Raw genomic sequence first — 25,334 nt, 5'->3', positions numbered from 1 at the left:
GGCAACCAGGAGGGTGGGATCGATCGAAATGACGTTATTACTTCTTGTCCTTGGCGGCCTTCTTGCACTCGGAGCGGAATTTCTTGCGCTCCTTGCCATGCAAGCCCTTGGCGTCGGCTTCCTTGGAGCACTCGATCGATTCGGGGCTGTGGACCTTCGCGGGCTTGGCCATCGGCGCAGCCGTATCCGACTTGGCGGCCGGCGCTGCCGTGGACTGGGCGAAAACGGGAGTGGCGAGAAGCAGGAGCGACGCGCCGAGTGCGGCGGCCAAGCGGGAAGAAATCGTCATGAGAAGTCCCTCGGGTTGAATGGGCGGCCACGGTTGCGCCGTGATGCTGAACCGCGCATGAATGATTGTACAGGTCGCGTTTTCGCGGCGCGATATTTTTGCGCAAGTCAGGGTGGCCGTTGTCACATGCCTTGGCTACGTTAGGATGGGAACCTCAGACCAGCCATCCCCCAAGGAGAGCAAGGATGACCATTAAAGCCAAATTGTTGTGTGCCGCCGCAGCGTCGGCTTTTGCCGCGTTTGCAGCAACCGCGCCCGCGCAGGCCCTGACCTCGCAGGAGTGCAGCGCGAAGTATCAGGCCGCCAAGTCCGCCAACACCCTCAACGGCATGAAGTGGAACGATTTCCGCAAGGCCCAGTGCGGCGCGGATGCGACGCCGATGGCCGCACCGGCCGTTGCGCCCGCCGCTCCGCCTCCGCCCGTCGCCGAAGCCAAGCCGAAGGCTGCGCCCCCGATGGCGGCACCGGCACTGCCGAGCGGGCCTGCGAACTTCCCGATGGCGATCAATCCGAAATATGCTCAGGAAAGCGCCGGCAAGGCTCGCATGCATACCTGCGTTGACCAGTACAACGCCAACAAGGAAACCAATGGTAACGGAGGCCTGAAGTGGATCCAGAAGGGCGGCGGCTACTACAGCGAATGCAACAAGCGCCTGAAGGGGCCGGCTTGATTGATCACAAGGCCCGGGCCGTATCGGCTCGGGCCTCGCCCTATCCGGTTTGTCCATGTGAATGACGTGATAAGGTCTCGGCCGCATGTTTGCGGGAGAAGGTATGAGAAGATCTGAAACGGCCGCGATCACGGCGCTGATGCTTTTGTCTCCTATGCTTTCTTCGGCGATCGCGGGGCCGGCCTCGCCGCTGGTGATCGCCCAAGCAGAGACCAAGGCCCCGTCCGCCGCGGCTCCGACGCCAGCGCCGGCTCAGCCGTCGGCCATGACCATCGCGCCGACAACGGTCGTCGCTCCCGCCGAGAAGTCGGCGCTATCGACGCCGGCGTGTGGGGTGAAATATCTGGAAGCAAAGGTCTCGGGCAAGTTGCAGGGGCGCAAATGGGTCGACTTCCGCCGCGACGAGTGCGGCAAGCGCGAGACCACGGCCGTGTTCCCGACGGCGATCTCGCCGAAATACGAGAGCGAAAAAGATCTCGACAAGGCCCGCACCAAAACATGCGCCGATCAGTTCACGGCCAACAAGGCGGCCAACGCCAATGGCGGCCTTGTCTGGGTTGAAAAGGACGGCGGCTATTACGCCGAGTGCGTCATCCGTCTCAAAGGATGAGTTCAGCCGGGCGCGGCCGCATGGCTTGTGAATTTCCATGATCGCGAGTCTCAGTCTGATCCTGCTGTGTCAACTGGCCGGCGAGGCCTTGGTGCGCGGGATCGGCGTACCGATGCCGGGGCCGGTCATCGGTTTGATGCTGCTTCTGTTGCTGCTTCTGCTGCGCGATCGCTTTGCGGTGCTGGCGCGCGGGCCGCTGCGAGGCGATGAAGGCGGCGGCGTCGAATCGACCAGCCGCGGTCTCCTTGCCCACCTGTCGTTGCTGTTTGTGCCAGCGGGCGTTGGCGTCGTCCAAAAACTCGATCTCATTGTCGATCACGGCATCGCCTTTCTCGGCGTGCTGGCGATTTCGGTACTGGTTACGCTGCTGGTGACGGTGGCAACATTTATTGTCGCGAGCCGGCTGATGACGCGCGGAGGGGGCGAGTCATGAGCGGCGACCCGTTCTCGCTCTGGGTCTATCTCTCGCAGTCGCCGCTTTTGTGGCTGACGGTGACGTTATTGGTCTATGCGATCGCGGACGCGATCTCGATCTGGACCCATCGGCACCCACTCGCCAATCCCGTGCTGCATTCGATGTGGATCATCGGCGCGTTCCTGAAGCTGACGAATACCTCCTACACCACCTATTTCGGCGGCGCGCAGTTCGTGCATTTCCTGCTGGGGCCCGCGACCGTCGCGCTCGCCGTGCCGCTCTACGAAAACCGCAAAGTCGTGGCCTCGGCCATTCTTCCGATGCTGGTGGCGCTGGCCGCCGGTTCGGTGACGGCGGTCGCCTCCGTGGTACTGCTCGCAGAAGCCGCGGGCCTGCCGCGCGAGGTCGTGTTGTCGATGGCGCCGAAGTCCGTCACCGCGGGCGTTGCAATGGGGATCAGCGAATCCTTGCATGCCGATCCGTCGCTAACGGCGGTTGCCGTGATCCTGACCGGGATCATGGGCGCGATTACCGTGACGCCGCTGATGAACCGGATGGGCATTACGGATTACCGCGCCCGCGGCTTTGCCGTCGGCATCGCGGCGCATGGGATCGGCACCGCGCGCGCCTTTCAGGTCGATGCGGTCGCGGGCGTGTTTGCCGGCATCGCGATGAGTCTCAACGCGCTTGTCACGTCGCTTTTGGTGCCGCTGGCTGTTACGTTCCTGCTGCGGTAACAGGGTTGCCATTCAAGGCCCGTTGAGAGGCCAATAGGGAGCTGGCTTTTTGATAATCTCCGCGATGCAAGCAGGCCTCGGGATCGCATCGGGAGCACTCGTTGGATTTTCGCTGGGCCTGATTGGCGGCGGCGGCTCGATTATGGCGGTGCCGCTGATGGTTTATGTCGTCGGTGTCACGGACGCCCATATCGCGATCGGAACCAGCGCCATTGCGGTCGCGGTCAACGCCGCCATCAACCTGTGGAATCACGCCCGCGGCGGCACGGTGCGATGGTCGTGTGCGCTCCCCTTTGCAGCTGCCGGAATCGCCGGCGCATTGGTCGGCACGGTTTTCGGCAAGCTGCTCGATGGCCGAAAACTGCTGGAGTTGTTTGCGCTGCTGATGCTGGTAATCGCGGTGCTGATGCTCAAGACGCGGGCGCGCGCCGGTTTGCCAGACGTACGTATGGACTGGGACAACATGCCCGCCATTCTCGGGCTTGGCCTTGCAACGGGTACGCTGTCCGGTTTCTTCGGCATCGGGGGCGGCTTCCTGATCGTGCCGGCTTTGATGCTGGCGACGGGAATGCCGATCATCAATGCGGTCTCATCTTCGCTGGTCGCAGTGACGGCATTCGGCCTGTCGACGGCTGCAAGCTACGCCTGGTCTGGGCTGATTTCCTGGGAACTGGCGGGATTATTCATTGCCGGCGGATTGGTTGGCGGCCTGATCGGCACCCGTCTGGCGCGATCACTATCGGCCCAGCGTGGCGCGCTCAATATCGTGTTCGCCACTGTCATTATTGTGGTAGCGCTCTATATGCTCACGCGTAACTTATTCGCGTTCTGATCGTAGATCAGGCAATGAAATGACAAAAGGCAGCCGGAGACTGTAAATGAGCGACGCGATGGATATGATCCGGCTGAACCGGCGACGCCTGTTGGGCTCGCTTGGCGTTTCCGCGCTTGGCTTGAGTGCGTTGTCTGTGCCGGCGCTCGCCGAGGGCGATGATGTTTTGACCGAAGCGCTGGTGTTGCGCGATCCGGATATTCCGGTGGCGGGGAATGCCGGCGGCAATATCTCGATCGTCGAATATTTCGACTATCAATGTCCGTATTGCCGCAAGGTCGAACCGGAATTGCGACAGGTGGTCCATGAGGACGGCAAGGTCAGGCTGGTCTGGAAAGACTGGCCGATCCTGGGGCCGATGTCGGTGACAGCGGCGCGGATGGCGCAGGCGAGCAAATACCAGGATAAATTCGTTGAAGCCCACGATGCGCTGATCGCGATCAACGCCAAGCTCACCGAGTCTAAAATTCGCGAGGCACTTTCGGGCGGCGGCGTCGATATCGACCGCCTCGATCGCGATCTCGCGAGCAACGAAAGCGCCATCAGCACCACGCTGGCCCGCAACAACGATCAGGCGACCGCGTTCGAATTCCGCGGTACGCCTGCTTTCATCGTTGGAAAATTCCGCGTGCCGGGCGTCCTGACCATGACCCAGTTCACCCAGGTCATTGCCGACGCACGAAAGGCGACCGCGGCAAAGAAGTAACGCCGCGCGCCGCCCGTTGTCGTTGAGCGGTGTTACTTCGACGACAAACGGATCCAGTCTTCATGGGCGCGTATCTTCACCGCGTTCCAGTCGGCAGAGGCGACATCCCAGTTGACGATGGTCCGGCTGACGGACGCGCTCTGACCGTTGGCGACGGTCGAAGTCGATTGCGAATCATAGACATAGACGCCGGCGACAAGCAGCGCCGCACCCAATATCATCCCTAGAAAAACCCGCATTGCTTTGCTCCCACTTTGCTGGCGCGACAACGGGCCGCGTCGGGATTGGTTCCCGGTGCTTCCTCACCTATCTTTGCGTCAGGTTTTTGGGTGCATGTGCGCGATTATGGGGAGACAATATGACCGAGAAAACCAGGAAGGTCGCGATTGTCACGGGAGCTTCACGCGGCATCGGCGCAACCGTGGCCGAGCGCCTTGCTGCTGACGGTTTTGCCGTCGTTGTCAATTATGCGGCAAGTGCCGGACCTGCCGAAACTCTCGTTCGCGCCATCGAGGCGCGCGGGCAAACGGCACTCGCTGCCAAGGCCGATGTGAGCGATGCCGGCGCGGTGCGCGGGTTGTTCGAGGCGGCTGAAAAGGCCTTTGGCGGCGTCGACGTGCTCGTCAACAATGCCGGCATCATGAAGCTTGCGAAAGTCGCCGATTGCGATGACGCCGCGTTCGATGAGCAAATCGCGATCAATCTCAAAGGCACCTTCAACGGTATGCGGGAGGCCGCAAGGCGCCTGCGCGACGGCGGCCGCATCATCAATTTCTCGACCAGCGTCGTTGGCACCAAGCTCGAGACCTACAGCGTCTACGCCGCGACCAAGGCCGCGGTGGAGACGATGACCGCCATTCTTTCGAAAGAACTGCGCGGCCGTCATATCACGGTCAATGCGGTGGCGCCGGGCCCGGTTTCGACCGAGCTTTTCCTCACCGGCAAATCGCCGGAACTGCTCGAGCGCATGACGAAGATGCCGCCGCTGGAGCGGCTCGGCACCACGGACGACATCGCTTCCGTCGTGTCCTTTCTCGCAGGTCCTGACGGCAGATGGGTCAACGGCCAGGTGCTGCGTGCCAATGGCGGCCTGGTGTAGTGGCTAGCCGCTCGCGGCGAGCCACTGAAGAATCTCCGCGTTCATCTCGCGCGGGTAGCAATGGCTGAGATTGTCGATTTCGCGGTAGGTGACGTCGGCGCCGGCTGCGGTCAGCAGGTCGCGGGTTTGGCGCGCCGTCTGCACCGGAAACATCCAGTCGAGCGCGCCGTGCACGATGTGGATCGGCAGGCCGCGCAGTCTGTCGGCGTCGGCGATTTCGGCCATCAGCGGATGAAACGTCGCCGCGACCGGCGCCAGATGGGTAAAGGGCGAGTCTCGCTCGAGCCCAGTGACGTAGCTGAAGGTACCGCCGTCGCTCATCCCCGTCAGCAGCAATCGTTTGGAATCGATGTTGAAGCGGCTGCGCACGGAATCCAGAATACGCGAGAGATTCTGTGTATCGGCGTCTTCGCCCATCAATGCCCAGGTGCTTCCCATCGCCGTCGGCGTGACCAGGATCGCGCCTAAGCTCCGGGCGTCGCGCAGCCAGCGCCACAGAAAGCCGTGGCCATTGCCGCTGCCGCCATGCAACGCCATCACCAGCGGCCAGGTGCAATCAGCCGTGTAATATTCCGGCACGTAAAGCGAAAAGCCGCCGCGGCTTTTCGGCTCGTTATGGTCATGCAGGATGCCGGTCGCCTCAACGGCGGGCCCGGCGAGGCGCGCCAACAGGTCGGCGTCCTCGCAAAGTTCGGGATTGAGGAAAAAACGGCTCACAGGCGGAAATTTTGCCGCGAGCGGATAGAGCGCCTCCTCGGCACGGGGCAACTGACGCAGCGCGCGAAAGGCGAGCGTGATGTCGCCCTGGCCGGCCTGCACCGCACGTAGCCCCCCGAATGCAGCGAGCGCCGCGTCGCTTGCGGTTTCAAGCGAACGCTTCAGGTTGGCAAACTCCGCAGGCCAATTGGCCAACCTCGGACGGACCGCGCTCAAATCTTCGTCCGGCTGGCCGGCGGCTTGCATCACGCGGTCGAAGGAGGGCGGATGAAAATGCCGCGCGACGAAACCGAGCGCTTCAAGCGATTGCAAGAGTGGCGGCAACACGGCCACGACATCATCGATCACGGCCTCGCTCATCTGCGCCGGACTTAATGAAGACGCGGCGCCTTCAGGAGCCGCGCCCGGTCGGTCGATGCCAGCACGACATCAAAGGTGACGCCCTCATGGTGCACCGTCAGCGGCACATCGACACCGGCGGCCCCGAGTGCCCAGAGCTTGCGGTAGAAGCCCGCCTGGCTGGTAATCTTATCGCCATTGATGGCAAGGATCACATCACCCGACTTGAGTTCGGCGCGCGCCGCGGGGCCTTTTCCGGAAACGCCCACGATGACGACGCGGTTGTCGATCTCGGTCGTGTACATCCCAAGCCATGGGCGTTCCGGCTTGTTGACGCGGCCGAATTTGCGCAGGTCGTCGAGTACAGGCTTCAGGAGATCGATGGGCACCACCATGTTGACGTGTTCGGGTTTGTTGTCGCGCTCGCGCTCGAGCTGAAGCGAACCGATGCCGATGAGTTCGCCGCGCGCCGAAATCAGCCCGGTGCCGCCCCAATTGGGATGGGCGGGGAGGGTGAAGATCGCTTCATCCAGCATGTATTCCCAATAGCCGGCAAACTCCTGTTTGGCGACGATCTGGCTCGCCACCGACCGCGTGCGGCCGCCGACGCCTCCCAGCACGACACGATCGCCGACGGTGGCGATCGCGGACGAGCCGATCGGCAGGGGATCGAGATCGAGGCGGCCGAGCGCTTGCACCAGTCCAAAACCCGTCACTGCATCGAATCCGAGTGCATGGCCCTGCACCACGCGGCCGTCGCCCATATGCAGCCAGACGGCCTCGGCCTCGGTGATGAGATATCCGATTGTCAGTACCAGGCCGTCATCGATGATGACACCGTTGCCTGCGCGTTCGGTGCCGAGCGTGTCGGCGGTGAATGCATCGGGCGGAATGATAGAATGCACACCGACGATCGAGGCAAGTGCATGGTCGAGGTCGAAGGCGTAATCGGCGCTGCGGGGTTGGTTGGCAGGCGGCACCTTCCATTCTGTGAGGGCTGGCATGGAAAATCTCCCAAACGGCTTCCGCAGCTTCGCCTGGGCGGCGATTTGGAGTCTGCAAAGAATTGGTAAGGATATTATGCCGCAAATTTTCTTCGGGAAAGGCCTTGCGCGGCTGGATTGCCGGTCGCAACCGGTATTCACATCTATCGGGCCGTGAATGGAAATTCAGCGGCAAGGCATCAACGTATTGCCTTGTTAAGCTTTCGCTGGGTTAACGATGTACCGAAAGCTTGCATAAAGAGTTCGCAACTAGCTTTCGCCCCGGAATTTCATGCAAGTTTTTTTTCAGGGGGCAAAAATGGATAGTGCTGCGAAAATTTCCGACAATGCCGTTCCGTCGACGGACACCAACCTCGTCAACGTGATGGCGGTGATGTGCGGTCTCGCTCTGATCGTGTTCGCCTGCATGGCGACAAGCGGCCTCGATATGAGCCCTGGCTTCTTCTGATCGAACCTCAATACGCTTGAACGGTTCATTTCGGCGCGTGGGCACCGCCTCTCGTGCCGAATTGACTTGCGTCGATCCAGGATTCTGGGGCTTTCCAGCCGATATCAGCGGCGTTTTCCGCGCGCCGATGACCTGCGAAGCTCTTCAGCACAAACCTCCTGAACGATCCCGCGCAACCAGCGATGCGCCGGATCGGCGTCCAGCCGCGGATGCCAGAGCATCGAAATCGTGAACTCCGGCACGGCGAGCGGGAGAGGAAACCAGTGCATTGCCGCCCGCAGGTTGCCGGTGTGCCGCTCCGGAACACTGGCAATCAGGTCGGAGGCCCGGGCCAGAGCCAACGCGACCGAAAAGCCGCCAACGATCGTCATGATTTCCCGCTCGAGCCTGAGCGATGCGAGTGCCTCGTCGATCGGTCCCTCCTCGAGACCCCGCCGAGAGACGAGGATGTGCCGGCCATTCGCATAGCGGGCCGGCGTGATCTTGCCCTTGCTCAGCGGGTGGTCGTTTCGAACCACGCCGATAAAACGGTCGCGGAACAACGCCTGGGTGCGCACTTCAGGCGCCGTCGTCTTGCCGACAACACCGGTTTCCAGATCGACCGTCCCCTCGCGCAGTAGCGCGCTGTCCTTGTCGGGCTTCGGCACGAAGCGCAGCCGCACGCCGGGGGCTTGCTTGTTGACCCGCGCGATCAAGCCCGGCCCGAAATTCTCGACGAATCCCTCGCTGGTTCGCAGCGTGAATGTCCGCACAAGGCTCGCAAGATCGAGCCTCTCGGCCGGACGAAGCACCGCTTCGGCTTCCTGAACAAGCTGGCTGACTTGGTCCCGGAGTTCGACCGCCCGCGGCGAGGCAACCAGACCCCGTCCGGCCCGTGCCAATAGCGGATCGCCCGTCGCCTGGCGCAACCGCGCCAGTGCCCGGCTCATCGCCGACGGGCTCAGCCGCAACCGCCGGGCGGCGCGGGCAACGCTGCCTTCGGCCAGCAGCACATCAAGGGTGACGAGGAGGTTGAGATCGGGTTTCGACATGCAGCGACCATAGCACGATTTGATCGAGGTATGGCGTCAAACGCACGAATAGAGTGCAAACGATGCGCCTACCGCCATATCTACCGGCGGCTTATCCTTTCGCGATCGAACTGAAAGGAAAAGAAAATGAGCAAGGATTCACTGGAGACGTTCATCGAAAAGGTAAGGCTGACCTGGGGGCCGCTCAGCTCCGAACTGGTCGAAAGCTGCCGCCGATATTCGGAAGAGCTTCTGACGGCGCCGTCCATTGAGGAGTGGCTGGCGGCGCTGATCAGAGACGTCCCCGCAAATCAGGAACTCTATCGAGATCCCTCGCATGGCTTCGTGCTGTTGGCGCACGCCGAATACGCAGGCCTCTACAGGCCGCCGCACGATCACGGCAGGGGCCGGGTGATCTATGCGGTGCAGCAGGGTGAAATCGAGATGGCAACCTATGTCCGAATACAGGACCCGGACGGCAACGTAAGGCTCGTGAAGCGAGACGCCACTCTGGTTCGCGCGGGGCAGGTCAAGGTGTTCCTGCCCGGAGACATTCACGATACGCGGTGCGTGAGCGGCCCGGCACGGCTGTTTCGGTTTACCGAGCGCGATCTGAAGAAGGAGGACAAGGAAGACGGCAAGGTGACGAGATATGTCGAGCAGGACGGGATCTGGACCGACAAGGCGGTAGCGTGACCAAGCCCGGATTACGGGAGCCGTCGGAAAACTTGGTTCATGTTGATGAACAGGAGGCGATCTCCGCAAGCGCGGTGCGGACACCGTCGGTCCGATGGGGGCTCGCCGGCCTTTCGCTGTCGATGTTGCTGTCGTCGCTTGGCACCAGCATCGCCAATGTCGGTTTGCCCAATCTGGCCCGAGCGTTCGATGCCTCCTTCGGGCAGGTGCAGTGGATCGTCCTTGCCTATCTGCTCGCCATCACCACCCTGATCGTCAGCGTCGGACGGCTCAGCGATATTGCGGGCCGCCGGCGGTTGTTCCTGATCGGTATTGTCCTGTTCACGGCGGCCTCGCTTCTTTGCGGCGTGGCTCCGACGCTCTCGCTGTTGATTGCTGCCCGGGTGGTGCAGGGTCTCGGCGCGGCCATCATGATGGCGCTCTCGATGGCTTTCGTCGGCGAGACGGTGCCGAAGGAAAAGACCGGCAGCGCCATGGGACTGCTCGGGACCATGTCTGCGATCGGCACCGCGCTCGGGCCGTCGCTCGGCGGCGTATTGATTTCGCGCCTTGGATGGCCGGCGATATTTTTCGTCAACGTGCCGCTCGGATGTCTCGCGCTGCTTCTGGCGCGGCGCTATCTGCCCGTCGATCGTCGCGCGGCGTCGGCTGACCTGGGCGGCTTCGACAAACTCGGCACGCTGTTGCTGGTTCTGACACTCGCGGCCTATGCGCTCGCCATGACGATCGGGCGCGGCCATTTCAGTTGGCTCAATATCGCCCTGCTGCTCGCGGCTGCGGTCGGTCTCGGCCTCTTTGTCGTGGCCGAGACGAAGGCAACGTCCCCCCTGATCCGGTTGACCATGTTCCGCGACGCCGTCTTGAGTACGGGCCTTGTCCTGAACGCGATGGTCTCGACGGTGATGATGGCAACGCTTGTGGTTGGCCCGTTCTATCTTTCGCGTGGGTTGGGGCTGAACGAGGCCGCCATTGGCGCCGTCATGTCGGTTGGCCCGATGATCTCCGCGCTGAGCGGGGTGCTTGCCGGTCGTATGGTCGATCGATGGAGCGCGTCATTCATTGTCGTCGTTGGGCTCATGCTTATGGTGGCCGGCTCTCTGGCGCTGGCGCTGATTCCAGCACTATTCGGCATTGCGGGCTACATCGCCGCCGTCGCCGTCTTGAGCCCCGGCTACCAGCTGTTTCAGGCGGCCAACAACACCGCGGTCATGGTGGATGTCAGCGCAAGCGAGCGGGGCGTCGTTTCCGGCATGCTCAATCTGGCGCGCAATCTCGGGCTCATCACCGGAGCGGCGGCCATGGGCGCGGTGTTTTCGTTCGCAACAGCGAGCATCGATATCACAACCGCGCGCGCCGAAGCCGTTGCCAATGGCATGCGCGTCACCTTTGCCGTCGCCGCGGTTCTCATGATGGTCGCGATCGCCGTCGCGGTCGTCAGCCGGGTCCGCGCCAGATAAGGCAAGCGCCGATGGCTACGGATCGAGTTCGGTATCCCAATAGAGATAATCGAGCCAGCTATCGTGCAGATAGTTCGGCGGGAACAGCCGGCCGTTGCGGTGAAGCTGATGCACCGTCGGTGCAAACGGATGTTGTTTCGGAAACATCCGCGCCTGCTGTGGCGTCAGATTGCCCTTGCGCAAGTTACAGGGCGAGCACGCCGCCACCACGTTTTCCCAAGTGGTCTGGCCACCTTTGCTGCGCGGAATGATGTGGTCGAAGGTGAGGTCGTCGGCGGACAGGCAATATTGGCAGATGAAGCGATCGCGCAGGAAGACGTTGAAACGGGTGAAGGCGGGATGCGTGGTCGGCTTGACGAAGGACTTCAGCGACACGACGCTGGGCAATTGAATTTCGAATGTCGGGCTGCGGACCGCGCGGTCGTAGTGCTCGACGATGTTGACGCGATCGAGGAACACGGCCTTGATCGCGTCCTGCCACGACCACAGTGACAGCGGATAATAACTCAGCGGCCGGAAATCCGCGTTCAACACCAATACCGGCCAACCGCCTTGCGAGACATGTGCGTTCAAGTAACGCTCCTGGCCTCCATGCAGCTGCGAAGCAGCCTGAGTTGACATACTACATGCAGCGTGACGGGATTGTGAAGAGCGTAGGCGGCCTTATCCGCCTGGCCCGGCTCCGCTGGTCACGGATACGAGGGCATCGCCAAGACAGCTACAAGACAGCTACAAGACCGCTACAAGACGCTACAAGGCCGTCGGAAGGCCGTTAAACGAAGCGAACGGCATGGGGGGCCGCGGATGGACACGGCAAAATGATCACCAAGTCCCCCTATCTCGAGGCGCCCCCGCGGCTCCGGGCCTTTGTGCGGGCCCACGAGGCCAGCCTGGTGATTCTGGCGGCGATCGTTGGCGTCGTCGGCGGATTGGTGGTGGCCGCCATGAGCGCCGCCGTCGATCTACTTCACATGGTGCTGTTCGATCTCAGGGCCGGTGACCGCCTTTCAAGCCAGGCTGCGATCGATCCTCTGCGCGCGCTTCTGGTTCCAAGTCTCGGCGGGCTCCTCCTCGGCATTGCTTTCATGCTGCTGGCACGTTGGCGGCCGGCGCGCGAGATCGATCCGATCGAGGCCAATGCATTGCATGGCGGCCGCATGTCGTTTCGCGGTAGCCTGATCGTGGCGCTGGAGACGATCTGGTCCAGCGGGGTCGGCGCATCGGTTGGGCTCGAGGCTGGATATACCCAGCTTTCAAGCGGGCTCGGCGCCTCGCTCGGCCGCGGATTTCATCTGCGCCGCGCCGACCAGCGGCTGATGGTGGGGTGCGGCACCGCGGCTGCGATCGCAGGCGCTTTCAGCGCGCCGCTGGCGGGTGCATTCTACGCCTTTGAGCTCGTGCTCGGGGGTTATACGCCCGCAAGTCTTACGCCGGTCGGGGTTGCGTCTGTCGTCGGCTATTTCGTGGCGCATGCATTCACGCCGCTGTCGCTCGGCGTCGCCAGCGGTCCGGCGGTCGGTATTGTCGTTGGACGCGATCTTGCGGTCGCGGCATTGCTTGGCGTTTTCGCCGCGCTGTTCGGGATCGCGATCATGCGCGGCGCCGGGCTTTGCGAAGCGCTGTTGTCGAAGATCGTGCCGTGGCCGCCGCTGCGCCCTGCGCTGGGCGGTCTCGCGGTCGGATTGTTGGCGCTGGAGACGCCGCAGGTGCTGTCATCGGGGCACGGCGCCTTGCATTTCAACGGGATCGTCACCATGCCGCTCGCGTTCATCGGCATGGTTTTTATCTTGAAGACGGCCGCGTCGGTGATTTCGCTCGGTTCAGGTTTTCGCGGCGGCTTGTTTTTCGCCACGCTGTTTCTGGGCGCGATCGGCGGGCGTCTTTTCGCGTACAGCGTTGACAGCATCTGGCCTGGCCTGGGCCTTGAATCCAATATCTACGCCATCATCGGCATGAGTGCGCTGTCGGCCTCCGTCATCGGCGGCCCGCTGACCATGTCGTTCATCGCGCTGGAATCGACCGGCGACCTCTGGCTGACAACCGCGGTGCTGGTCTCGGTCATCATCTCGACCCAGATCACGCGCGAATTGTTCGGCTACTCCTTTGCCACCTGGCGATTGCACCTGCGCGGCGAAACGATCCGCAGCGCCGCCGATATCGGCTGGATTCGCGATCTCACCGTGCGGCGGCTGATGCGGCCGGATGTGATGACCGTCAATGCCGCCACGCTGATCGGCGAATTCCGCGCGAAATTCCCGCCGGGGTCGAAGACGCAGGTGGTCGCGGTTGACGATGCCGGACACTATGCGGGGATGGTGTTTGTGTCGGATGCGCATGCCGCGGATCTTGATACGAAAAAGCCGTTGAACAGCATCCTGCATTATCCCCGCGTCGTATTGCATCCCGGCATGAACATCCGTGAAGCCATCGCGGCCTTTGACGTGACGGAGGCTGAATCGCTTACCGTGGTCGAAACCGGCGATCAGCGGCCGATCGGAATTTTGACCGAGGCGCACGCGATGCGGCGCTATGCCGAAGAATCCGAACGTCGGCGGCGCGAGGTGGTCGGCGACGGCTAGCGCGGCGAACTCGAAGGCCTCAAACCCCTTGGGCGCAATGAGACGCTACTCAATCTTCTCCAGCTTCTGCAGGCACCGTGCCCGGCCGACCTCCGCCGGCATCGGTGTGTCCCCAAAGCTGGTCTTCCAATTGGTGACGCCGACCTCACCGACATAGATGTCGCCGTTCGAATCCAGCGCCACGCCGTGCGGGGCGAGAAACTTCCCGGCCTCGAGACCGGGGCCGTTCTCGCCGCCGAGCCGTGCGACGCGCTTGCCTTTTGAATCGACGATGGTCAGGCGAGGGCCGAGATTGGGCGCTCCCCGATTGACCGCAAGACCCGGGCCTAATTCGCCGATAATGAAATTGGGCGATTGACCACCGCAGCAATGCAAGGCGCACGGCCGATGCAGATTGTTCCACTGCGCCTCGTACTTCCCGTTGCCGTCGAACACCTGGACGCGGTGGTTCTCGCGGTCAGCGACATAAACCCAGCCATCCACATCTGTTGAAATGTTGTGAACGATATTGAACTGGCCGGGATCGCTGCCCGGCTCGCCCCAGCTTTTGAGCAATTTGCCGTCGGGAGTGTATTTGTGCACACGGGCATTGCCGTAGCCGTCCGACACATAGATTTCGCCTTTGGGCGACAGCGCGGTGTGGGTGCAGCGATGAAACGGCTCGCCGCTCATGAATGGCGCCGGCTTGTTCGGGATGCCGATGGTCAGCAGCACCTTGCCGTCGACCGAGCATTTGCGCACCGTATGGTCGCCGTCGTCGGTGCAATACAAATTATCATGCGCGTCGATGTGCAGCCCGTGCGCGCGCCCGAACAGGCCTTCGCCCCAGCTCCTGATGAAATTGCCGTCACGATCGAACACGATCATCGGGTGGGCGCCCCGATTGAACACGTAGACGCGGTCATTGCTGTCGACCGCGACGGAGGCGACGTCTGTCAACGTCCAGCCGTCCGGCAGTTTTGCCCAGTTCTCCACCACGCGGTAGCGGTGTTCACCCGAGCCGAGAGTGGCGGCCATGTGTTTTTCTCCCTTGGTGAATATGGGTAGGCGGCGGTCAGCGGGTTCGCGGCAGAAGCCCTTCCTCGATCGCCTTGATCTGCAGACTTAAGAATTTCGAGTTGATGCGGCATTGCGCCAGACTGCCGGCGATGAACCACAGCCCGTCCTGGCCGGTGCGCATATACATGTTGCGCAGTTCCTGCCCGTCGCCGAATCCCCAGATCGGGCCGACACGCGCCGCAACTTGCACTCCGAATAGTCGCGTCACCAGCACTTCCTGCGGCTGGTAGCCGGTGGCAAGCACGATGAGGTCGGCGGCAAGTGTCTCGCCGTTCTTCATTCGCGCGCCTTCAGGGACAAAGGATTCGATATCGGAAAATTGCCGAAGCGCGATCTCGCGACGCGCGACCAGATCCGAACAGCCGACATTGAAATAATAGCCGCCGCCCCGGGTGAGGTATTTGAACTGCCAGCCGGTATCGTCCTCGCCATAGTCGAGCTTGAACCCGACCGCCTCTAGGCCAACTAGCAATGCCTTGTCGAGCCGTTTGGACTGCTCGGTGATCATCTGATGGGTACGCTTCGCCAGCCGCAGCGGCATCGAGGCCGCGATCAGGTCGTTATCCTCCAGCGTGCCTTCGTTGTAGGTCGCATAAGCAAGCTGCGCCGACGGTTCGATATTGGTGATCAAGGTTGGGCTGCGCTGAACCAGCGTCACTCTAGCTCCGCTCGAATAAAGGTCCTGTGCGATGTCGTGGCCGCTGTTGCCGGTGCCGATCACCACAGTGCGTTTGCCGGCCCACGCCTCGCCATCGTGATATTGGCTGGAATGCAGCACGTTGCCGGAAAAATTCTTCAGCGTCGGGATATCCGGCAGGTTCGCAATGCCGCTGACGCCGGTCGCCATCACGACATGGCGAGGATGCATGGTCCGCGTCGTGCCGTCGCCACGGCGCAGAACGACAGACCAGTGCCCCTCCGCGGCATCGTAGTCGCCGTGCTCCAAGGCCGTATCGGTCCAGAAGTTCAGCTCCATGGCATCGACGTAGGATTCGAACCAGTTGGCAAGCTTGTCCTTGGGGATATAGACCGGCCAGCTCAGTGGGAACGGCATGTAAGGCAGGTGATTGACCTGCACTTGATTATGCAGCGTCAGCGCGTGGTAGCGCTTGCGCCAGTTGTCACCGATGCGCTTCTCCCGGTCGACGATCAGCGTGTCGACGCCGAGCTGTTTCAGCCGCGCGGCGATCGAGAGCCCGGCCTGTCCGCCGCCGATCACGAGCACGGTAGGATCGCGGTCGGCGTAGGAGATGGACGCCTGGCGCTGGTCGAGCCAGTTGGGTCCGCGAAAATCGCGCGAATAGGATTGGCCGCGCGGCCGCGCCGACCCGATCGTCTCCTCGAACCCCTTCAACTCTTCCAGGGCAGTGAACAGCGTCCAGGCCTTGAGCCGATTGTTGTCGGCAGCGTCCGGGATCAGCCGGATCATGCCATGGTCGCGGCCTTGAGCCGTTTCGAACTTGAAGATTGCCTCGAGGGTCTCGGTGCCGGCGCGTCTCACACGGCGCGGCGGTGCACGCTCGGGATCGATCTTGAAACCAGACGGCGCGCTACGGGCGGCAAGAACGGCAAGCTCTTGTACGATCGCATCGGCGCCGTTGAGGGTCTGCAGGTTCCAGCTCAGCGCCAGCGCGTCGCGCCAATAGCTCTCGGGGAGAAAGAGGGGATGAAGTGCACTGCCATCAGAACTTCCGAGCGCGCGTCCGAATTCCGTCAGCCAATTTTCCGCTGACGCCGCGATATCGTCGGTTCGGTCGAGCATGTATTGGCCTCGTTGGGCCGTCTTGGCGACGTTTCCTGATCCCGAGGCTATACGGTTTGAGACCAAGCCAAAAGCGCTTCAATCCCAAAGTGACAGCATATGGCCCTGCGCCGGTGGAATGCGCCCGTTGAGCGTATCGAGGTAGATCTGCCTGACCGCCGCGGGGCCGCGGCCTTGGATGACCGTCAGCCGCTTCGGCAGTGTGGGCGCAAACGCAGACCACGCGGCGCCAAATCGCTGATCGATGCCGCCCGGTCCCCATTCCCTGGCGCGCTTTCGAATCTGGTCGGGGGCAAAAAACCAGGCAGGCTTTGCGCCCGGCAGTTCCGGCTCGTTTGGCGAAAAACCCCGGTGCGTGAGCCCGATCTGGCCGGAATATTTCACAGCGTCATTGACATGGTGATGCAGCCGCGCCCTCAGCGCGCTGCTGCCGGCCATGTCGACAAACGCAACCGGCGCGTCCTTCGGTAACGCTTCGATGCGGTCGTAGGTCACGACATCGTCGTAGCAGCCGAGCGACCGAACAAAGTCGGCGTTGGCGGCCGACGTCAGACCGGTCACATGGGTCGGCTCGGGATGGGAATGCAGAAGGTGCGCGAGGCCAAATGCGGTTTTGCTGGAGGCGCTGGACAGCACAACGGAGCGCGCTCCGAAGAAATCATGCTCGCGAAGAAAGTCGTCGACCAGAAACGACAGCATGAACAGCGGCCGCAGCAGCGCCTGATAGTCACCGTTGAGGCCTTCGAAGGCGGCATTGCCGCTGACGCGCGCATAGGCGTTATAGACCGGCGCGACGCCCTGGCGGTGTGCCGCTGCGTCGCGCAAGCCGCGTTTGCTCACGTCGGCCGCTTCGATAACGAGATGGGTCGCCATCGGAAAATAGCCGAACAGCCGCTCGCCGATTTCGATGGACGGATGGCGTGACGCAATGACTTCGCCAAATCCCCATACCGGAATGTTGCCGAAAACTTCCGGCGCCGGAAACAACTGCCAGTATTTCAATTGCTCGCCAAGCGTGGCGTAGGTGATGTTGTTCGCCGTGAAAGCGAAGCGATCGACCTTGATCAAAAGTGCTTCATCGGGAAGCGAATTCGCCTCAGCCAAGTTCGTTTCGATGAATTTGCATTCTTGAAAGGCGTCACGTGCAACGATGAAGTCGGTTGAGTTCATGGCGCGACCCCCCGCAGTTGGGTTGCCGTCATCTTAGTGTCCGCTCACGAACGTTTGGCAACAGGGACATTGTTTGAAACGGCGTTCGCTTTTTCGGCTTCCCCGATCACGCCTTCGCGTTTCTTGATCGCGCGGTAATACGACCACCACAAATGCGCCGCGGCGCCCCGCATCGGTCGCCAGGGTTCCGCGAGCGCCGCCATCTCCTTGACGGTAGGGCGCGTTTTCAGTCCCAGTCCGATCTTCACCGCTTCCTGCACGGCGAGATCGCCGGCCGGCCAGGCATCGCCATGGCCGAGGCAAAACAGCAGATAGACGTCGGCGGTCCAGGGACCGATGCCGTGCAGCGAAACCAGCGTGTGGTGGGCGGTATCGGCGTCTTCGTTGGCGAGCACATCGAGATTAACTCGTTCGGCGGCGATCTCGCGCGCCAGATTCTTCAAGGTCTTGATCTTTGCGGCCGAAAGGCCGAGCCGGCCGAGTCGATCGGCGCGGGCGCGGCGGATCGCATCATGATCGAACGGATCCAAGGCCGCGCTCAGTCGGGCCCAGATCGCCGAGGCGCTGGCGGTGGAGAGCTGCTGGCCGCAGACGATATGCGCCAAGCCTGCGAATCCAGGCTCACGCCGCCGCAGCGCCGGCATGCCGGCCACCGCAAATGCCGGCTGAAGTCTCGGATCCTGTTTCAGAAGCGCGTGCATCGCGGCTTCGAGATCGGCCTGACTGTTGAGATGGAGGGTCATATGATCGTTCTTCGTCATGGCCGGGCTTGTCCCGGCCATCCACGCCTTCCTTTGGGTATCGAACGGGATTTCGGATATGACAACATACAAGATGCGATCGACCTTGGTTCACCTTCTCATCGGGATGTTTTTCAAGCGTTCTTTTCTAAGACGTGGATGGCCGGGACAAGCCCGGCCATGACGAGATTTAGCTAATGCCGCCACCCGTTTTCCGCTTTGCGCCGTCGCCGAACGGCTACCTGCATCTTGGTCACGCTTTTTCGGCGATGCTCAACTCCGACCTTGCGCGTGAGACGGGCGGCCGTTTCCTGCTGCGCATCGAGGATATCGATCCGACCCGGTGCCGGAGCGAGTTCGAAGACGCCATCGGTGATGATCTCATCTGGCTTGGCCTTTGCTGGGAAAAACCGGTGCGCCGCCAATCCGAGCATTTTACGGAATATCGCGCGGCGCTGGAAAAGCTCACGGCGCTCGGGCTGGTCTATCCCGCGTTCGAAAGCCGCGCCAAGATTGCCCGTCTTATCGCGGAGCAAAAAAAACAGGCGCCGTGGCCGCGCGATCCCGATGGTGCGCCGCTTTATCCCGGTACGGCGTGCGCACTTTCGCCTGAGGAGCGGACGCGACCAACGCAATCCGGCGCGCCTTATGCGCTGCGGCTCGACATGGCCGCCGCCTGCGCGCGCGTCGGCCAATTGAACTGGGTCGAGCGCGGGGAGGGCCCGCAAGGCGAAACCGGACCGGTCGCCGCCAACCCTGCCGCCTGGGGTGACGTCATCATTGCGCGCAAGGAGACGCCGACCAGTTATCACCTCGCGGTGGTGGTCGACGACGCGTTGCAAGGCGTCACCGAGGTGGTGCGGGGCCAGGACCTTTTCTGGTCGACGAGCGTCCATCGGCTGTTGCAGCAGCTTCTCGGCCTTCCGCAGCCCGCCTACCGGCATCACCGTCTGGTTCGCGACGCCGCCGGGCAAAAGCTGTCGAAATCGGCCGACGCCACAGGCCTTCGCGAATTAAGGGCAGCGGGCGTGACCCCGGCCGAGGTCCGCCGTCGCGTCGGCCTCGCCTGAAGTTGCCAACATTCTGTTCGCGATCCGATCGCGCTTCGGCGTGACTCTGTCCTCCCGGACGTGCCATTGTGGATTTGGCCAGGATTGGGGGAATCATGGCGTCGAGTCCGCGCCCACGGCGCAGTCAGCGGCGGCTGAAAAAAACACCGCCGAAAAAGCGTAGAGCAGGTGTCGCAGCCGGAAAGCCGCGCAAGGCTGCCGTTAAAAAGGCCGCGACTAACAAGGCTGCGACTAACAAGGCTGCCGCTAAAAAGGCTGCCACCAACAAGGCTGCCGGCAAAACGCCCAGCAAGGCGGTTGCTCCCGGCATTGTCGAGACGGTGCTCGCCACCTTTGCGCATGAGGTGCGCACGCCGCTGACCGGCATTCTCGCGATCAGCGACCTCCTGGCGACGTCCGACCTCGACGAACGGGAGCGCCGCTGGGTCGATACCATCAAGGCTGGCGCCGAACATCTGGCGAGCCTTGCGACCTTGTTCGTCGACGCCGCCCGAAGCGGCCGCTCCGGCTTTGGCATCCGGCACGACTTCTTCGATCTGCGTACGCTCGCCCACAGTGTCGGTGATTCGCTGGCCGGCAGGGCCACCGCCAAAGGCCTGCAGTCGAGGGTCGAGATTTCCGAGAAATTGCCCGGCTTCGTTACCGGCGACCCCGTTCGTCTGCGGGCGGCGCTCGAGAACCTGATCGACAACGCCACCAAGTTCACCGAACAGGGCGGCGTCGCGCTGACCGTGCGGCCGACCGGTGAAGCAAAGGGCAAAGGCACCGGTAAAGGCAAGGTCGGCGTCGCCTTCGCGGTTTCGGACAGCGGCATCGGCCTCACGCTGCAGGAGATCAGACGGCTGTTCCGCCCGTTTTCGCAGGCCAATGTAAAGATTGCCGCCCGCTTCGGCGGCGCCGGCCTCGGACTGTCGTCGGTGAAACAACTCGCCCGTGCGATGGGCGGCGATATCGCGGTGACGCCGCGTCGCGGCGGCGGAACGACGTTCACGCTGACGGTGGTGCTGGACCGCGCCGAGGCTTCTCCGGAAGGTTCAGGTCAGGACGATTACCCGCAGGATCACGCGCGAGGCTTGCGCGTTCTCAGCGTCGAGGACAATCCGTTCGGCCGTGTCGTACTCAACACGGTCCTGACCGAACTCGGTCATCAGGCCGAATTCGTTGGCCGGGGCGAAGACGCAGCCGACCGTATCCTGCAAGGCGGCTTCGATGCGGTGTTGATGGACATGGTGCTTCCGGGCATCGACGGCATCGAAGCGATCAAGCGGATTCGCGCGCTTGGCCCGCCGTTCGGCGCCATCGCGATCATCGGCGTATCCGGCCGCAGCGATGACGAGGCGGCCGCGCGCGGCGCGGGCGCCGACGCCTTCCTGGTCAAGCCTGTGTCCCCGAGGGCTTTAGCGATTGTGCTGCTTGAAGCGACACGCCGTGTGGCAGCCGCGACTTGATGATCGCCGCATTGAGTTCCCCGCCATAGACGAAGATCGCCGCCAGGAAATAAAGAAACACCAGCGCGATGATCACCGACGCCAGACCGGCATACATCGTCACGTAATTATTGGCGAAACGCGCCAGATATTGTCCGAACACGGTGCCCGAGATCAGCGAAGCCAGCAGGGTAAAGACGATGCCCGGCAGGATCTGCAAGAAACCCCTGCGCCCCGAAGGAAGCCATGCATGCAGGACAAACAGCGCAACGACCATCGCCAGGACCGTGATGCTGTATCGCGCGATGTTGAGCAAATTCTCGTTGCTGTCGACGATCAGCGGAATATGGCGCCGGGCCGCTTCAAGCATCAGCGGGCCGAGCACGATCAGGAAGGCCATCGCCAGCGATGTGAAGGCGGCAAGCAGCGTGTAACCTATCGACTCCAGCCGCAGCCAATACCACCGTCGAGGTTCGATCACCGAATAAGCGCGGTTGAGCGCGACACGCAACGCCTCGACGCCGTTCGAGGCGAAATAGACCGCAAGCACCGCGCCGATGGTCAGGATGTCGCCGCGGGTCGTGGTCAGGACGTCGTGGATGTCGACCGACAGCGAATCGGAGACTTGCCTGGGCCAGATCTGAAGCAGAAGGCTTGCGGCCTGATCGGCAAGTTCCTTTGAGCCGAAGAAGCCGGCAAGCGAGGTCAGCACGATCAGAAATGGAAACAGCGCCATCAGGGTCGACAGCGCGATATGGCTCGCGATCGCCCAGCCGTCGTCCGCCAGAAACGTGTAGAAGGCGTCGAGGCCAACGTGAAAGATGTAGCGAATCTGCCGCACAGCGGACCCTGATATGAAGCTTAGGCGAGTCGAACTTTTGATCGAGGTTACCTTCGGACATTATCCTGCCAAAAGCCAGTGCGGCCGTGTTGATGGCGGATCGGCAGCCGTGATGTTATGTAGATAAGATGGCCTCATTCCTCAGTACGTTCGTCGTTCCCATCGCGATAGCCGCGGTTGCGTTGGTGTTGCTGTTCGGTCTGATCAACATGATGCGGGGCGGATCGCCGAGCACCTCACAGAAATTGATGCGGTGGCGGGTGCTGCTTCAGTTCGTCGCCATCGTCATCATCATGATCACGGTCTGGGCGATGGGCCATCGCTAGAAAGAGGAGATAAGGCATGGTCGTCCTCAACCGTATCTATACGCGAACCGGCGATGACGGAACCACGGCGCTTGGCAGCGGCGAGCGCCGTCCGAAATACGACTTGCGGATCGCCGCCTACGGAACGATCGACGAGACCAATGCCGTCATCGGCGTGGCACGGCTGCATCTGGCCGCGACACCGGAACTCGATGCCATGCTAGGGCTCATTCAAAACGATCTGTTCGATCTCGGCGCCGATCTGGCAGTCCCCCAGCGCGAAGGCAAGGCCGAGCGCCTGCGCGTGCTGTCCAGCCAGGTCGAGCGCCTCGAACGCGATATCGACCGCTTGAACGCGGATCTTGCCCCCTTGAACTCGTTCGTACTGCCCGGCGGCACGCCTGGGGCCGCCCATCTGCACCTGGCGCGCACCGTGTGCCGCAGAGCGGAACGGATCATGGTGGAACTCGCCGCAAATCCGGACGAACCCGTGGGAGACGCGGCCATCCAGTATGTGAATCGGCTGTCGGACTTCCTGTTTATTGCCAGCCGCACGGCCAATCACAATGGTGCCGGGGACGTGCTGTGGGTACCCGGCCAGAACCGCTGACCCGAAAGGGTAATTTTTGGCCCCTAGTGGTTCGCGAATGTCAAATCCACACCACTAGCGTTGACCGGGGTGGGCGGGCGCTTTAGGTTCCGCAGCCCTGAGCTTCAAAACCAAGATGTTCCAGCGAAAGAGGGGCGATGAAGGTCCTGGTGCCGGTCAAGCGAGTGGTCGATTACAACGTCAAGGTCCGCGTCAAAAGCGATGGAACCGGCGTCGAGCTGTCCAACGTGAAAATGTCGATGAATCCGTTTGACGAAATCGCCGTCGAGGAGGCCCTGCGCCTGAAAGAGGCCGGCAAGGCAACCGAAGTCGTGGTGGTGTCGATCGGGCCTGCCCAGGCAGCCGAAACCATCCGCACCGGTCTTGCTATGGGCGCCGACCGCGGCATCCTGGTCAAGGCCGAGGGTAATGTCGAACCACTCGCGGTGGCGAAGATTCTGAAAGCCGTGACGGATGAGGAAAAGCCCGGGCTGGTGATCCTCGGCAAGCAGGCGATCGACGACGACTCGAATCAGACCGGCCAGATGCTGGCGGCCCTGCTCGGGTGGTCGCAGGCGACATTCGCCTCCAAGCTCGAGGTCGACGGTTCCGACTTCAAGGTCACGCGCGAGGTCGATGGCGGGTTGCAGACTGTGAAACTGAAGGGCCCGGCGATCGTCACCACCGACCTGCGGTTGAACGAGCCGCGTTATGCGAGCCTGCCGAACATCATGAAGGCCAAGAAAAAGCCAATCGCCGACAAGGGCGCATCCGACTATGGTGTCGATCTGACGCCGCGCCTTGAGATTCTCAAGACCTCCGAACCGCCGGGCCGCAAGGGCGGCGTCAAGGTCAAGGACGTCGCCGAGCTGGTGTCGAAGCTGAAGACCGAAGCGGGGGTTCTTTAATGACCACGCTGTTGATGGCCGAACACGACAACGCATCGATCAAGGATGCCACCAACAAGGCGCTGACGGCGGCCGCAGCGCTCGGCGGCGACGTGCATGTGCTGGTCGCCGGTGAAAATGCCAAGGCGGCAGCCGATGCGGCGGCGAAACTGTCGGGCGTCAAGAAGGTCCTGCTCGCCGATGGTGCCGCCTATGCGCATGACCTGGCCGAGCCTCTCGCGGCTTTGATCGTCTCGCTTGCCGGAAGCTATGACGCCTTCGTTGCGCCGGCGACCTCGCGCTTCAAGAACGTGATGCCGCGCGTGGCCGCGCTACTCGACGTGATGCAGGTGTCGGAAATCATCAAGGTGATCTCGCCCGACACGTTCGAGCGGCCGATCTATGCCGGCAACGCCATCCAGACCGTCAAATCGAAGGACGCCAAGAAGGTCATCACCGTGCGGACCTCGACCTTTGCGGCCGCCGGCGATGGCGGCAGCGCGACGGTGGAGAACGCAACGGCTGCGGCCGATCCCGGTCTTTCCAGCTTTGTCGGCGAGGAAGTCGCCAAGAGCGATCGCCCCGAACTGACCTCGGCCAAGATCATCGTGTCCGGCGGCCGCGCCATGCAAAGCCGCGAGAATTTCGCCAAATATATCGAGCCGCTCGCCGATAAACTGGGGGCAGCCGTCGGCGCCTCGCGTGCCGCGGTCGATGCCGGCTACGCGCCGAACGACTGGCAGGTCGGCCAGACCGGCAAGGTAGTGGCGCCCGAACTTTATATCGCGATCGGCATTTCCGGCGCGATCCAGCATCTTGCCGGCATGAAGGATTCCAAGGTGATCGTGGCGATCAACAAGGACGAGGATGCTCCGATCTTCCAGGTTGCCGATTACGGCCTGGTGGCGGATTTGTATCAGGCGGTTCCGGAATTGACCGAAGCGCTCGGCAAGCTCGGGAAATAGGGTGTCACTTCGGCAAGAGATGGCGGTCATGATAAAAAAAGTCGGCGTGATCGGTTCGGGCCAGATGGGCAATGGCATCGCTCACGTCGCGGCATTGGCCGGTTTCGATGTGGTGCTCAACGATGTCACCGCCGACCGCCTGAAGTCGGGCATGGCGACCATCAATGGCAACCTGTCGCGGCAGGTCGCCAAGAAATTCATCACCGAGGATGCCCGCAAGCAGGCCGTGGCGCGGATCGCGCTCGCCGATTCCATGGAGGGTCTTTCCGATTGCGATCTCGTGATCGAGAGCGCTGTCGAGAAGGAAGAGGTCAAGCGCAAGATCTTTCATGACGTCTGCGCAATCCTGAAACCCAGCGCCATCGTCGCTTCCAACACGTCATCGATTTCGATCACCCGGCTGGCGGCCTCGACCGACCGGCCCGAGCGTTTCATCGGCATTCACTTCATGAATCCGGTGCCGCTGATGGAGTTGGTCGAACTGATCCGCGGCATCGCCACCGATGACACGACCTTTGACGCCGCCAAGGAGTTCGTCGCCAAGCTCGGCAAACACATCGCGGTGTCGGAAGATTTTCCGGCCTTCATCGTCAACCGCATCCTGCTGCCGATGATCAACGAGGCGATCTATACGCTCTATGAAGGCGTCGGCAACGTCGAGGCGATCGATGCGGCGATGAAGCTTGGCGCCCATCATCCGATGGGGCCGCTGGAACTCGCCGATTTCATCGGTCTCGATACCTGTCTTTCGATCATGCAGGTTCTGCATGAGGGCTTGGCCGACTCCAAATATCGCCCGTGCCCGCTGCTCGTGAAATATGTCGAGGCCGGCTGGCTGGGGCGCAAAACCCAGCGCGGTTTCTACGACTATCGCGGCGACAAGCCGGTTCCGACGCGCTGACCATCCAAC

General features: G+C 62.2%; 29 protein-coding genes. 18 read left to right on the top strand and 11 right to left on the bottom strand.

Annotated features, from left to right (window positions below; translation table 11 throughout):
• Window positions 1-37: 37 nt before the first annotated feature.
• Window positions 38-289: a PsiF family protein gene (locus ABSE61_RS14030; RefSeq protein WP_423871721.1), complete on the bottom strand. Its 252-nt coding sequence runs from the start codon at window positions 287-289 to the stop codon at window positions 38-40.
• 185 nt (window positions 290-474) lie between these two features.
• On the opposite strand from ABSE61_RS14030, the gene ABSE61_RS14025 reads away from it, so the two are divergent.
• The 6 genes from ABSE61_RS14025 to ABSE61_RS14000 all read left to right on the top strand — a co-directional run bounded on the left by ABSE61_RS14025 (window position 475) and on the right by ABSE61_RS14000 (window position 4,260).
• Complete coding sequence (locus tag ABSE61_RS14025) at window positions 475-960, top strand: hypothetical protein (protein ID WP_423871720.1); 486 nt, start codon at window positions 475-477, stop codon at window positions 958-960.
• 103 nt (window positions 961-1,063) lie between these two features.
• Window positions 1,064-1,570 (top strand): hypothetical protein, encoded by a 507-nt coding sequence (locus ABSE61_RS14020; RefSeq protein WP_423871719.1) that lies wholly within the window; start codon window positions 1,064-1,066, stop codon window positions 1,568-1,570.
• Between the two features lie 37 nt (window positions 1,571-1,607).
• Complete coding sequence (locus ABSE61_RS14015) at window positions 1,608-2,003, top strand: CidA/LrgA family protein (RefSeq protein WP_423871718.1); 396 nt, start codon at window positions 1,608-1,610, stop codon at window positions 2,001-2,003.
• Window positions 2,000-2,722, top strand: a complete 723-nt coding sequence (locus ABSE61_RS14010) for an LrgB family protein (protein ID WP_423871717.1) — start codon at window positions 2,000-2,002, stop codon at window positions 2,720-2,722. The genes ABSE61_RS14015 and ABSE61_RS14010 overlap by 4 nt, the downstream gene beginning before the upstream one ends.
• Before the next feature lie 52 nt (window positions 2,723-2,774).
• The gene (locus tag ABSE61_RS14005; protein WP_423871825.1) at window positions 2,775-3,554 is read left to right on the top strand and encodes a sulfite exporter TauE/SafE family protein; all 780 of its coding nucleotides are present in this window, start codon (window positions 2,775-2,777) and stop codon (window positions 3,552-3,554) included.
• Window positions 3,555-3,600: 46 nt separating this feature from the next.
• Window positions 3,601-4,260: a DsbA family protein gene (locus ABSE61_RS14000; protein ID WP_423871716.1), complete on the top strand. Its 660-nt coding sequence runs from the start codon at window positions 3,601-3,603 to the stop codon at window positions 4,258-4,260.
• A 32-nt stretch (window positions 4,261-4,292) separates the two neighbouring features.
• Here ABSE61_RS14000 and ABSE61_RS13995 read toward each other — a convergent pair whose 3' ends face one another.
• Entirely contained in the window at window positions 4,293-4,499 is a 207-nt protein-coding gene (locus tag ABSE61_RS13995; RefSeq protein ID WP_423871715.1) for a hypothetical protein, read from the bottom strand.
• A gap of 119 nt (window positions 4,500-4,618) precedes the next feature.
• On the opposite strand from ABSE61_RS13995, the gene ABSE61_RS13990 reads away from it, so the two are divergent.
• Window positions 4,619-5,359, top strand: coding sequence for an SDR family oxidoreductase (locus ABSE61_RS13990; RefSeq protein WP_423871714.1), 741 nt, complete (start codon window positions 4,619-4,621; stop codon window positions 5,357-5,359).
• A gap of 3 nt (window positions 5,360-5,362) precedes the next feature.
• Here the strand turns inward: ABSE61_RS13990 and ABSE61_RS13985 are convergent, their stop codons facing one another.
• Together ABSE61_RS13985 and ABSE61_RS13980 are read right to left on the bottom strand one after the other, a co-directional pair.
• The gene (locus ABSE61_RS13985) at window positions 5,363-6,436 is read right to left on the bottom strand and encodes a carboxylesterase family protein (protein ID WP_423871713.1); all 1,074 of its coding nucleotides are present in this window, start codon (window positions 6,434-6,436) and stop codon (window positions 5,363-5,365) included.
• Window positions 6,437-6,447: 11 nt separating this feature from the next.
• Window positions 6,448-7,419 carry a S1C family serine protease gene (locus ABSE61_RS13980; protein WP_423871712.1) on the bottom strand — a complete coding sequence of 324 codons (972 nt, stop codon included), beginning with the start codon at window positions 7,417-7,419 and terminating at the stop codon, window positions 6,448-6,450.
• A 298-nt stretch (window positions 7,420-7,717) separates the two neighbouring features.
• Here ABSE61_RS13980 and ABSE61_RS13975 point away from each other — a divergent pair, with 298 nt between their 5' ends.
• Window positions 7,718-7,867: a hypothetical protein gene (locus tag ABSE61_RS13975; protein WP_423871711.1), complete on the top strand. Its 150-nt coding sequence runs from the start codon at window positions 7,718-7,720 to the stop codon at window positions 7,865-7,867.
• Window positions 7,868-7,971: 104 nt separating this feature from the next.
• Here the strand turns inward: ABSE61_RS13975 and ABSE61_RS13970 are convergent, their stop codons facing one another.
• Window positions 7,972-8,898 (bottom strand): LysR family transcriptional regulator, encoded by a 927-nt coding sequence (locus ABSE61_RS13970; protein WP_423871710.1) that lies wholly within the window; start codon window positions 8,896-8,898, stop codon window positions 7,972-7,974.
• 126 nt (window positions 8,899-9,024) lie between these two features.
• Between ABSE61_RS13970 and ABSE61_RS13965 the strand changes: the two genes are divergently transcribed.
• Window positions 9,025-9,573 (top strand): hypothetical protein, encoded by a 549-nt coding sequence (locus tag ABSE61_RS13965; RefSeq protein ID WP_423871709.1) that lies wholly within the window; start codon window positions 9,025-9,027, stop codon window positions 9,571-9,573.
• Between the two features lie 32 nt (window positions 9,574-9,605).
• Window positions 9,606-11,030, top strand: a complete 1,425-nt coding sequence (locus ABSE61_RS13960) for an MFS transporter (RefSeq protein ID WP_423871708.1) — start codon at window positions 9,606-9,608, stop codon at window positions 11,028-11,030.
• A gap of 15 nt (window positions 11,031-11,045) precedes the next feature.
• On the opposite strand, the gene ABSE61_RS13955 is transcribed toward ABSE61_RS13960, so the two are convergent.
• The gene (locus ABSE61_RS13955; protein WP_423871707.1) at window positions 11,046-11,603 is read right to left on the bottom strand and encodes an HNH endonuclease; all 558 of its coding nucleotides are present in this window, start codon (window positions 11,601-11,603) and stop codon (window positions 11,046-11,048) included.
• A gap of 245 nt (window positions 11,604-11,848) precedes the next feature.
• On the opposite strand from ABSE61_RS13955, the gene ABSE61_RS13950 reads away from it, so the two are divergent.
• Complete coding sequence (locus tag ABSE61_RS13950) at window positions 11,849-13,609, top strand: chloride channel protein (protein WP_423871706.1); 1,761 nt, start codon at window positions 11,849-11,851, stop codon at window positions 13,607-13,609.
• A 45-nt stretch (window positions 13,610-13,654) separates the two neighbouring features.
• Here the strand turns inward: ABSE61_RS13950 and ABSE61_RS13945 are convergent, their stop codons facing one another.
• The 4 genes from ABSE61_RS13945 to ABSE61_RS13930 all read right to left on the bottom strand — a co-directional run bounded on the left by ABSE61_RS13945 (window position 13,655) and on the right by ABSE61_RS13930 (window position 18,343).
• A complete protein-coding gene (locus tag ABSE61_RS13945) occupies window positions 13,655-14,626 on the bottom strand; it encodes a peptidyl-alpha-hydroxyglycine alpha-amidating lyase family protein (protein ID WP_423871705.1) in 972 nt (323 codons plus the stop codon).
• 37 nt (window positions 14,627-14,663) lie between these two features.
• Complete coding sequence (locus tag ABSE61_RS13940; protein WP_423871704.1) at window positions 14,664-16,430, bottom strand: flavin-containing monooxygenase; 1,767 nt, start codon at window positions 16,428-16,430, stop codon at window positions 14,664-14,666.
• A gap of 78 nt (window positions 16,431-16,508) precedes the next feature.
• The gene (locus ABSE61_RS13935) at window positions 16,509-17,600 is read right to left on the bottom strand and encodes a DUF2855 family protein (RefSeq protein ID WP_423871703.1); all 1,092 of its coding nucleotides are present in this window, start codon (window positions 17,598-17,600) and stop codon (window positions 16,509-16,511) included.
• A gap of 44 nt (window positions 17,601-17,644) precedes the next feature.
• Window positions 17,645-18,343 carry a DNA-3-methyladenine glycosylase family protein gene (locus ABSE61_RS13930; protein ID WP_423871824.1) on the bottom strand — a complete coding sequence of 233 codons (699 nt, stop codon included), beginning with the start codon at window positions 18,341-18,343 and terminating at the stop codon, window positions 17,645-17,647.
• 194 nt (window positions 18,344-18,537) lie between these two features.
• Between ABSE61_RS13930 and gluQRS the strand changes: the two genes are divergently transcribed.
• Both gluQRS and ABSE61_RS13920 read left to right on the top strand, forming a co-directional pair.
• Window positions 18,538-19,410, top strand: coding sequence for a tRNA glutamyl-Q(34) synthetase GluQRS (gene gluQRS, locus ABSE61_RS13925; RefSeq protein ID WP_423871702.1), 873 nt, complete (start codon window positions 18,538-18,540; stop codon window positions 19,408-19,410).
• A gap of 95 nt (window positions 19,411-19,505) precedes the next feature.
• Window positions 19,506-20,858: an ATP-binding protein gene (locus ABSE61_RS13920; RefSeq protein ID WP_423871701.1), complete on the top strand. Its 1,353-nt coding sequence runs from the start codon at window positions 19,506-19,508 to the stop codon at window positions 20,856-20,858.
• Here ABSE61_RS13920 and ABSE61_RS13915 read toward each other — a convergent pair.
• Complete coding sequence (locus tag ABSE61_RS13915) at window positions 20,785-21,678, bottom strand: YihY/virulence factor BrkB family protein (RefSeq protein WP_423871699.1); 894 nt, start codon at window positions 21,676-21,678, stop codon at window positions 20,785-20,787. The two genes, ABSE61_RS13920 and ABSE61_RS13915, sit on opposite strands and share 74 nt — an antisense overlap.
• 128 nt (window positions 21,679-21,806) lie before the next feature.
• Between ABSE61_RS13915 and ABSE61_RS13910 the strand changes: the two genes are divergently transcribed.
• From ABSE61_RS13910 to ABSE61_RS13890, 5 genes are all read left to right on the top strand, one after another.
• A complete protein-coding gene (locus ABSE61_RS13910; protein WP_423871698.1) occupies window positions 21,807-22,004 on the top strand; it encodes a twin transmembrane helix small protein in 198 nt (65 codons plus the stop codon).
• A 16-nt stretch (window positions 22,005-22,020) separates the two neighbouring features.
• Complete coding sequence (locus ABSE61_RS13905) at window positions 22,021-22,593, top strand: cob(I)yrinic acid a,c-diamide adenosyltransferase (RefSeq protein ID WP_423871697.1); 573 nt, start codon at window positions 22,021-22,023, stop codon at window positions 22,591-22,593.
• Window positions 22,594-22,730: 137 nt separating this feature from the next.
• Window positions 22,731-23,480, top strand: coding sequence for an electron transfer flavoprotein subunit beta/FixA family protein (locus ABSE61_RS13900; RefSeq protein WP_423871696.1), 750 nt, complete (start codon window positions 22,731-22,733; stop codon window positions 23,478-23,480).
• Window positions 23,480-24,424 carry an electron transfer flavoprotein subunit alpha/FixB family protein gene (locus tag ABSE61_RS13895; protein ID WP_423871695.1) on the top strand — a complete coding sequence of 315 codons (945 nt, stop codon included), beginning with the start codon at window positions 23,480-23,482 and terminating at the stop codon, window positions 24,422-24,424. Before ABSE61_RS13900 ends, ABSE61_RS13895 begins: the two co-directional genes overlap by 1 nt.
• A 19-nt stretch (window positions 24,425-24,443) precedes the next feature.
• Window positions 24,444-25,325: a 3-hydroxybutyryl-CoA dehydrogenase gene (locus ABSE61_RS13890; RefSeq protein ID WP_423871823.1), complete on the top strand. Its 882-nt coding sequence runs from the start codon at window positions 24,444-24,446 to the stop codon at window positions 25,323-25,325.
• Window positions 25,326-25,334: the final 9 nt, after the last annotated feature.

This window comes from Bradyrhizobium sp. (assembly GCF_049519115.1).
Lineage (GTDB): Bacteria > Pseudomonadota > Alphaproteobacteria > Rhizobiales > Xanthobacteraceae > Bradyrhizobium.
This window is presented reverse-complemented; position numbering and strand designations above follow the sequence as displayed.